The sequence below is a fragment of the Reyranella sp. genome, assembly GCF_004296935.1.
Taxonomy (GTDB): domain Bacteria; phylum Pseudomonadota; class Alphaproteobacteria; order Reyranellales; family Reyranellaceae; genus Reyranella.
Window position 1 is genome coordinate 1 of record NZ_SCVH01000095.1, and the last position, 8,783, is coordinate 8,783.

General features: G+C 65.5%; 9 protein-coding genes. 4 read left to right on the plus strand and 5 right to left on the minus strand.

Annotated elements, in window-relative coordinates:
• The 4 genes from EPO55_RS13230 to EPO55_RS13245 all read right to left on the minus strand — a co-directional run.
• The coding region (locus EPO55_RS13230; RefSeq protein WP_363719046.1) for an ABC transporter substrate-binding protein at positions 1 to 564 on the minus strand (564 nt) is incomplete at its 3' end.
• Positions 565 to 834: 270 nt separating this feature from the next.
• The gene (locus tag EPO55_RS13235) at positions 835 to 1,431 is read right to left on the minus strand and encodes an ANTAR domain-containing protein (RefSeq protein ID WP_296337344.1); all 597 of its coding nucleotides are present in this window, start codon (positions 1,429 to 1,431) and stop codon (positions 835 to 837) included.
• Positions 1,432 to 1,476: 45 nt separating this feature from the next.
• Positions 1,477 to 3,381 (minus strand): protein kinase, encoded by a 1,905-nt coding sequence (locus EPO55_RS13240; protein ID WP_296337352.1) that lies wholly within the window; start codon positions 3,379 to 3,381, stop codon positions 1,477 to 1,479.
• A 57-nt stretch (positions 3,382 to 3,438) separates the two neighbouring features.
• Positions 3,439 to 3,612, minus strand: coding sequence for a hypothetical protein (locus EPO55_RS13245; protein ID WP_296337346.1), 174 nt, complete (start codon positions 3,610 to 3,612; stop codon positions 3,439 to 3,441).
• A 278-nt stretch (positions 3,613 to 3,890) separates the two neighbouring features.
• Between EPO55_RS13245 and EPO55_RS13250 the strand changes: the two genes are divergently transcribed.
• Genes EPO55_RS13250 through EPO55_RS13260 form a run of 3 tightly spaced genes read left to right on the plus strand, consistent with a single transcriptional unit; the run spans position 3,891 to position 6,162 of the window.
• Positions 3,891 to 4,646: an SDR family oxidoreductase gene (locus EPO55_RS13250; RefSeq protein WP_296337347.1), complete on the plus strand. Its 756-nt coding sequence runs from the start codon at positions 3,891 to 3,893 to the stop codon at positions 4,644 to 4,646.
• A 24-nt stretch (positions 4,647 to 4,670) separates the two neighbouring features.
• The gene (locus EPO55_RS13255) at positions 4,671 to 5,474 is read left to right on the plus strand and encodes a putative hydro-lyase (RefSeq protein ID WP_296337348.1); all 804 of its coding nucleotides are present in this window, start codon (positions 4,671 to 4,673) and stop codon (positions 5,472 to 5,474) included.
• Position 5,475: 1 nt separating this feature from the next.
• On the plus strand, positions 5,476 to 6,162 hold the full coding sequence (locus EPO55_RS13260) for a DUF2848 domain-containing protein (RefSeq protein ID WP_296337349.1): 687 nt from the start codon (positions 5,476 to 5,478) through the stop codon (positions 6,160 to 6,162).
• Here EPO55_RS13260 and EPO55_RS13265 read toward each other — a convergent pair.
• The gene (locus EPO55_RS13265; protein WP_296337350.1) at positions 6,138 to 6,971 is read right to left on the minus strand and encodes an alpha/beta fold hydrolase; all 834 of its coding nucleotides are present in this window, start codon (positions 6,969 to 6,971) and stop codon (positions 6,138 to 6,140) included. The genes EPO55_RS13260 and EPO55_RS13265 overlap by 25 nt on opposite strands.
• A 177-nt stretch (positions 6,972 to 7,148) precedes the next feature.
• On the opposite strand from EPO55_RS13265, the gene EPO55_RS13270 reads away from it, so the two are divergent.
• Entirely contained in the window at positions 7,149 to 8,354 is a 1,206-nt protein-coding gene (locus tag EPO55_RS13270) for a CoA transferase (RefSeq protein ID WP_296337351.1), read from the plus strand.
• Positions 8,355 to 8,783 lie beyond the last annotated feature (429 nt).

Sequence of the window (8,783 nt, forward strand, 5' to 3'; positions counted from 1 at the left end):
CACGCCGCGGTCGGGATCGATGCCGCCCGACGCCAGCCAGAGCCGCAGCAGATGATTATGCGAAGAAAAGGTGAAGACCGAGGCGAGTGTGAGCGGCGTCTTGCCCAGTTCGGCACGACGGCGGATGACGGCCGCCAGGGCGCGGGCATCGAGCGCCGCGCCCTCGGCGCGATGCTCGCCGACGAACTCGGGCGCCACTTCCTCGATCTCCCGCCACAGCGCATTGGAAAGGGTGATCGAGTTGCCGTTGAGCTGAAGGGTCATGGCCGCGATCATCGGCACGTTGACGCTGTCGATGCCGAGCGTGGTCGCGAGCGGCATGGGCGAGAGCATGTGCGCGGCGTCGAGCAGGCCGAGCGCCACCTTGTCGCGGATGTTCGCCCACGAGGCCTCGCGGCGGATTTCGACATCGAGACCGTGACGTTCGAACAGGCCCAGGATGTCGGCAAACAGGATGGGCGCGCAGTCGATCAGAGGGATGAACCCCACCGTCACTTTCTGTCGCTCGAGATGGCCCATTGCGCTCGACCCCAAAAAACAAAAAACGTCCCGTTCAGCCGGCATGAGCCGGCCGCACAGGACGTCGTTGTCCGAGAAAGCAGACCGCCATTGGCCTGCCGTCTAATTCATGAGCCACCCATCGTTGGGGGCTCTTCTGCAAAGCAGCAGGAAATGTGCCAATCAGAAAATGATTCGGAGAGTTCCGTTAAGATATTGATATAATTACGAAAACTTAGAAATTTGTTTCCTTCTCTTTAATTGCGCTTAATATTGTGTGTTATTTACTGCTCGCATATGCAGCATGATCGCTATTGAGGCAGGCTCATTTTTTGATCAAATCTTGAAGGCCTTGGCGTAAGTCAGAACGTCCTGCGCCACTTCCCCGATGCGCTTGTTCTGATCCATGGCGAGCTTGCGCAACAGCCGGTACGCCGCCTCTTCACTGATCCCCTTCTGCTCCATCAGCAGACCCTTGGCGCGATCGACTGTCTTGCGCTCGACGAGCGACAGGCGCGCACGATCGAGTTCCTCGCGCATCACGTGGAAGCGATTGAAGTGGGCGATCGCGACGTCGACGACCGACTGCACGCGGTCCTGCGCCAGCCCCTTCACGACGTAGGCCGAAACACCAGCCTCCATCGCAGCGGCAATTGTCGCCGGATCCGAACGGTCGGCGAACAACGCGATCGGTCGCGGCTGCTTTTCGGTTGTCCGACGCAGGTCTTCGATGGCGTCGCGGCTCGGACTGTCGATGCTGACGACGATGACGTCAGGCTTCAGCGCGCTGACGCGCGCCAGCAGATCGTAGGTGCCCTCCAGGCGCTCGAGCAGCACGTAGCCAGCATCCCGCAGCCCCGACTCGACGATCTCGGCGCGGGCAGGATTATCGTCGATCAGGAGGACGGACAGGGCTTTGGTCACGGAGGTCATGGGAAGCGGTTGCAAGCCTTGGCCGCAACTTCCGTGCCATCGCCCTCAAGGCGTTGAATCGACTAGCTTTCCGTCTTCCCACAAGCCTGCGCGCTTCCGGTTATCCGCCGCGGTGACCTGGCCATAGCCCTGTCGCCGGCCGTTGCGAAAACCGCCCTCGTAGCGTTCGCGGTCGCCGACCACCTCTACACCCGGACCGTCGAGCACGTCGGCATGGAATTCGCCAGATTGCACGACGTTGGGCACCGTCAGCGTCCGACGGACACCGAAGCCTTCCAGGCGCCCTGCGACGAAATTGCCCTCGGTGCGCTCGACACCCGGCTTCTCGCGGACGCCCAGCCCCGTCGACTCGCCGTCGCGCCACTGGCCGGCGTAGCGCGAGTCGTCGCCCAGCCTCACGATGCCGAGCCCGCTCAGGTGATCGGCATCCCAGTCGCCGGCCTGACGTTCGCCATTCGCGAGATCGGCGACGCCGAGACCCTGCCGCTTGCCGGCAGTGACCTGGCCGATGTAGCTCGCGCCGCCGTCATAGGACAGCCGTTCGGCGTTCTCGAGATCGGAGCGCGCGGCGCGCGCGGCCACGATACGCGCTTCGCCGGCCATCGCGCGGGCGGCCTTGGAGGCTTCATCGGCGCGATCGAGCATGGTGCGCACCTCACTCGCCGCGCGCTGGGCCTGGTCGATCAATGCTTTCTGCGCCGACGGATCGGGAACGGCGGGCGGTCCAGCAACGGGCGGCGCGGATGGAGCAGCGACGGGCGGCGATGTCGGCGGCGGCGCGATTGCCGTCTGTTGGCCCACTTCGGGCCGCGATGGCACTTCCACCACCGGCGGACTCGAAGGCAAAGCACTCGCGAGCAGGTCACGAATCTCCGGCTGATACCGCCACAACGCAAAGGCCGCCGCGCCGATCAACACGACGGCCACCCAAACGCCTACGTTCGAACTCGGTCGGACGGTCAGCGGCGCATCCTCAACGGGTTCGAAGTGTTCGCGATTGACGCCGCCCAACCGCGGGGCAGCCACCGCCCCCGGCAGACGCTGCGTCGGCGCGTCATCGGCCGGCGGCAGAGCGGCACCGAACAGCGCGCTCCAGTCCGCGATGGTCTGCGGTCTCTCGTCCGGTGCGAATGCCAATCCGCGATCGATTGCCGCGAGCAACGTCTGATCGAAGCGATCGGCCTGCGTCACCGCCAGCGGCCGATACGGATCCACGCCGACTCGGCTCGCCGCTTCGGGTGGCGGACTGCCGGCAACGGCGTGGTGCAAGACCGCTGCCGCTGAATAGATGTCGCTCCACGGACCCTGCTTGCCGTCGAGGGCATACTGCTCGATGGGGGCGTACTGCGGCGTCAGGATGCTGGTGAGCGTGCGCGTGCGCCCTCCCATCGCCTGCCGCGCCGCGCCGAAGTCGATGAGGACCGGCACGCCGTCATGCCGGACGATGATGTTCGACGGCTTGATGTCGCGATGGAGAAATCCCTGGGCATGAACGGCACGCAGCCCGCTCAGCAGGCCCTCGGCCAGTCGACGCACTTCGTCGGGCTGCAGGCGGCGGCTCGGCGCGCGCAGGAGCTGCGCCACACTGCGGCCGTCTTCGAACTCCATGACCGTGTAGGCCGTGCCGTTGCCTTCGAAGTAGCGGAGCACGGGGACGATGTGGGCATGGCGAAACCGCGCGAGCGCGCGCGCCTCGTCGAGAAAGCGCTCGCGGCCCCAGACGAAGTCGTCGGTGAAGCGCGCTCCGCGCGGCGCGACCTCGCCATCGGGCCGACGCACGGCGAACTCGACCGGAAAGTACTCCTTGATAGCGACGAATTTGGCGAGCTGGGTGTCAAAGGCGCGGTAAGTGATACCGAACCCGCCATGCCCGATGATCGCATCGAGTCGATAGTCGCCGAGCCGCGTACCGAGCGGCAGGGCCTGATCGTTTTCGGATGATGTGGGCACGCGCAACCTGGCACCCTAAATGCGCGTTCCCGAGCGGGCGCACAAGCGCCCCGGATATCAGCGCGCGCCGGCCATCACCGGCGCTGGCACCCGGTTGGAGGTCATGTCGCGGATGTCGGGCACCAGCTGCATGACGATGATCACCGCGCAAAGACCGATAGCAGTCAGCATCGTGGCAGGTCGTGTTTTCAAAAGAGGTGTCGGCGCGTGCGCGCGGCGGTCGTCCGGCATGGCGAACCACTCCAAAATTGCTTCGTCAAAAGTAGCGGCCCGGCAGTCCGAAATATTGGACTAGGCCTGCAGAAAGCTTAGTGAATGCATTCACATTATTCAAGAAAAATGTTTCAATCACAATGAGTTAACCGGCAATTCGAAGATTTGACTCGAAACCACAACAGGTCGCGGTGTGATGCCGGCCCGGCCACTGCCTGTAGGCGACAACATCGGCCGCGATAATGATGCCGAGGCGGGGTAAGATTGGCTTTCACCTGTTTGGAATCGAACCCGCCATGAAGCCCCCGACCCAGTACGACAATGCTCGGACCCTGGTCCTGACCGGGGCCAGCCGCGGCATCGGACATGCGACCGTGAAGAAATTCAGCGCCGGCGGCTGGCGGGTGATCACCGTTTCGCGTCAGCCTTTCAGCGTGCTCTGCCCCTGGCCGGGCGGCGACAAGAACCATGTGCAGATCGATCTGGCGAAGGCCGACGATGTCGCCCGCGGCATCGACGATATCCGCGAGCGCCTGGGCGGCGGACGGCTCGATGCCCTGGTCAACAATGCGGCGATCTCGCCCAAGGACGAGACCGGCGGCCGGCTGGGCGCCATCGACACACCGTTCGACCTCTGGCAGCGGGTCTTCAACGTCAACTTCTTCGCCCCCGTCGCACTGGCACGCGGCTTGATGACGGAACTGGCCGAGGCGCGCGGCTGCGTCGTCAATGTCACGTCGATCGCCGGCAGCCGCGTCCACCCCTTCGCCGGCTCGGCCTACGCCACATCGAAGGCGGCGCTGGCGGCTCTGACCCGCGAGATGGCGCACGACTTCGGACCGCGCGGCATTCGCGTGAACGCCATCGCGCCGGGCGAGATCGACACCGCCATTCTTTCGCCCGGCACCGAACAGATCGTCGAGGAACAGATTCCCATGCGCCGCCTCGGCACGCCGGATGAGGTGGCCGACGTGATCCACTTCCTCTGCGAGAAGGGCGCGAGCTACGTTTCCGGCGCCGAGATCCAGATCAACGGCGGCCAACACGTCTAAAGAGGGCATGTTTAGGAGTTCGCGATGGACACCACGATCACCAGCTTCAAAGGCGAGACCGGCCGTGACGCCCGCCGCCGCATCCGCGCCGGCGGCCACCGCCTGCCGACCTCGGGCATGGCGCCGGGCTATGTGCAGGGCAACCTCGCGATATTGCCCAGGGAATTCGCCGCCGACTTCGCGCGCTTCTGTCAGCTCAACCCCAAGCCCTGCCCGTTGCTCGCCTCTTCGGAGCCGGGCGATCCGCGCCTGCCGGCGCTGGGCGAGGATCTCGACATCCGCACCGACATCCCGCTCTACCGCGTCTGGAAGAACGGCGAGCTGGTCGAGGAAGTGACCGATCTCAAGAAAGTGTGGCGCGACGACCTGGTGTCCTTCGTGCTGGGTTGCTCGTTCTCTTTCGAGGAGGCGCTGATCGAGAACGGCCTCGAGCTGCGCCACCAGACCTGCAACAGCAACGTGCCGATGTACCGGACCAACATCGAGTGCAAGCCGAGCGGCCCGTTCCACGGGCCGATGGTCGTCTCGATGCGTCCGTTCAAGCCCGCCGACGCCATTCGTGCCGTGCAGGTGACGACGCGCTTCCCCTCGGTCCACGGCGCACCGGTGCATCTCGGCAAGCCCGAGCTGATCGGCATCAAGGACATCGCCAAGCCCGACTACGGCGACGCCGTACCGGTGCGCGACGACGAGTTCCCGGTATTCTGGGCCTGCGGCGTCACTCCGCAATCGGTCGTGGCGACGGTGAAGCCCGCGTTCTGCATCACCCATGCCCCGGGCTACATGCTGGTGACCGATCTCCTGAATTCGCAGCTCGCCGTTCTCTGACATGGCGCGCCTGGAGTTCGACGGCCACGCCAAGGGGGCGGTCGAGAAAGTCGCCGTCGACATCAAGGATCTGGTGATCGCCGGCTGGACCGGCCGCGACGTGGCCGCGCTCAACCACCACATTGAGGAACTGAAGTCGATTGGCGTCCAGCCGCCGTCGCGGGTGCCGATCTATTATCGCGCCGCCGCGCAGATGCTGACCCAGGCCGACAGCATCCAGGTGCTGGGCGACGACAGCTCGGGCGAGGTCGAGCCCGTGCTGATCGGCGCCGCCGATCGCCTCTGGGTCACGGTTGGCGCCGACCATACCGATCGCAAGGTCGAAAGCTACGGCATCGCCGTTTCCAAGCAGATGTGTGCCAAGCCCATCGGCCGCACCGCCTGGCGCTTCGAGGAAGTCGAGCCGCACTGGGACAAGCTCATGCTGCGCAGCTTTATCCAGGAAGCCGGCAAGCGAGTCCTTTACCAGGAAGGACCGTTGGCCAAGATCCGCGATCCGCGTGAACTCATCTTCGGCTGGCAGGACAACAAGCGCCTGCCCATGGGCGCCGTCATGTTCTGCGGCACCATGCCCGCCATCGGCACGATCCGGCCGTCACCGCGCTTCGAGATGGAGCTCGACGATCCGGTGCTCGGCCGCAAGATCACCCACGCCTACGACGTTCAGGCACTGCCCGTCATTTCCTGAGCGGCGACGAAATTTACCAAGGCCGTCACGACCGCCGGGTCGGCAAGCAGCCGATTGTGGCCGAGTCCCCGCGTGACGATGAGTTCGGCGGTCGGCAGCATGTGCGCCGCTCGCGCGGCCTCCCGTACCGGAATCTGGCGATCGTTCTGGTCGTGGATCAGCAGAATCGGCAGCGACAGCAGGGGTGCGAGCCGTTTGACGTCGAAGTCGGCGGCCGGTTGGCCGACGCGCCGCTCGACCGACGCCACGAAGGCGTCGGCGCCGCGTCGGGAAAGCCTTACGGCGCCGGCGAAGCCGCGTAGCACCCGCTCCAGCGCGCTCGGCGAGGAAACGAGCGCAATACGGCCGACATCTCCGCGCTGCGCCACGGCATAGAGGCCAGCCGCTGCCCCCAGCGAATGACCGACCACCGCATGGACCGGGCCGAGTCGGCGGAGCGCCTGGGTGACGGCCCGCGCAAAGGTGCCGGGAGAGGCTTCATCGCCGCCGGAGGCGCCGTGTGCCGGCATGTCGAGCGCCACCGCCGCGTAGCCGCGCTCGACCAGCGCGTCGATCACGGCGCCGAACTGGGCCGGGCTACCCTCGAATCCATGCGCCAGGAGGACGATCGGCCCCTCGCCCCAGCGCCACGCCACCAGCCCTTCGCCGAGATCGAGTCGCTGGTCGGCGGCGCGTAGCGTCAGCGCCGGCGGCGCGCTGACATGCCGACGCGGCTGCAGCATCAGCCGGCGGAAGAAAGGCGCCACCAAAGCGGGCGCCACATAGCTGGCGGCGGCAAGGGCCGCGATCGGCAGCGGAAGGGCGGTCATGGCAAGCTCCTAAATAGGTGCATTTGCACTCATTGGATCGCGACCGGCCCCCCACCTCAAGCGAGCTTCTGTTCCGCTTTCCGTAACTTTTCTTCATGCGCGCATGGCTTCCCTGCAGGGCGGCCCTTGCATCGACGGCGTTGGTAAACGTACGTTCAGCGCCCTCGGGAGGATCCAGTGACGACGATCAAAGGCGCTTACGACGGCATCACCGTCCTCGATTTCACGCAGGGCATCGCCGGGCCGCACGCCTCGATGCTGCTTGCCCTGCATGGCGCCGATGTCATCAAGATCGAGCCGCCCGAGGGCGACTGGGGCCGGGCGCTGGGCGAACTGAAGGGCGATCACTGCGCCCATTCCGTTGCCTTCAATCGCGGCAAGCGCAGCATCGCCCTCGATCTCAAATCGCCCGACGGCATCGCCGTGGTGAAGAAGCTCGCGTCCAAGGCCCAGGTGGTGATGGAAAGCTTCCGCCCCGGCGTCATCCAGCGCCTGGGCTTCGGCTACGAGGACGTCAAGAAGATCAATCCCAAGGTCGTCTATTGCTCGGTCTCTGGCTTCGGGCAGACCGGCCCCTACAGCAAGCGGCCCACGGTCGACGGCCTCATCCAGGCTTTTAGCGGCATGATGGTGATGAACAGGATGCCCGACGGCACGCCGTGGCGGCAGGGCATGATCGCCGTCGACGTCACGACCGGCCTCTATACCTTCCAGGCGCTGGCGCCGGCGCTGATGCGCCAGCTCCGCTACGGCGAAGGCTGTTTCATCGATTCGAGCCTGATGCGCTCGGCCGCCGCCTTCCAGGGCGCCAAGCTGATGGAATGGGTGTTCTCCAAGGGCGCGCCGCCGGTCCTCTACATGCCGGCCGGCAGCTACAAGACGAAGAACGGCTACATCATGGTGAGCGCCATGCGGCCGCATCACTTCCGGCTGCTGTTCGAACTGATCGGCCGCCAGGACATTGCCGACGATCCCGACCTGCAGGGTCACAACGACCGCATCAAGAACGCGCCCAGGATCATCAAGGCGCTGAACGAGACGATGCCGACCAAGACCACCGAGGAGTGGATCGCCATCCTGCAGCCCAAGGACGTGTTCTGCGAGCGGGTGAACAATTACACCGACTATCTCGACCACCCTCATGTGAAGGAGTCGGGCGCGGTCGACTGGATCGAGCAGGACGGCTTTGGCCGCATGCCCGTCGCCAACATCCCCGGCCTGCCGCCCGCCGGCGAGCACGCCCCGCAGCAGCACGCGCCGCACGTTGGCGAGGATGGTCCTGACATCCTGCACGAACTGGGATTCAGCGCGTCGGAGATCGATGCGATGTTTACCAAAGGCGGCGTGCGGGCGCCGGCGCAGACGGCCAAGGCAGCCGAGTAGCCATCCATACCGACGCCCATCATCGTTGGCCCAACTTTTCGAATTTGGCCCAAACCCGCCGACAGATATTTGGCTTTTTAGCCGCCTAAAAGCCAATAAATCCGGGATTTTACCCGGCTCAACGGGCCCACCTGAAACGTGGGGGTGTTGGGCCCGAATGTGGGCCCGGAGTCCGCCCCCCTCCGCCCCGAAAGACGGGGCACCTCCCCCGCAGACGGGGGAGGAGGAAGAGGTCGATTTAACTCCTCCCCCGTCTGCGGGGGAGGTGTCCCCGGAGGGGACGGAGGGGGTCAGAGGTTGTTGGACCCGCGGGTCAGGACCCGCGGCGGCTGCACCAAGCGCCCCATCAACAAGGAGGAGCGCGCGAACCCGCGGGCGGCCGCGGGCAGGTCTTGCCGGAACAAACGAAAGAGGCCGGCGCAATCCCCG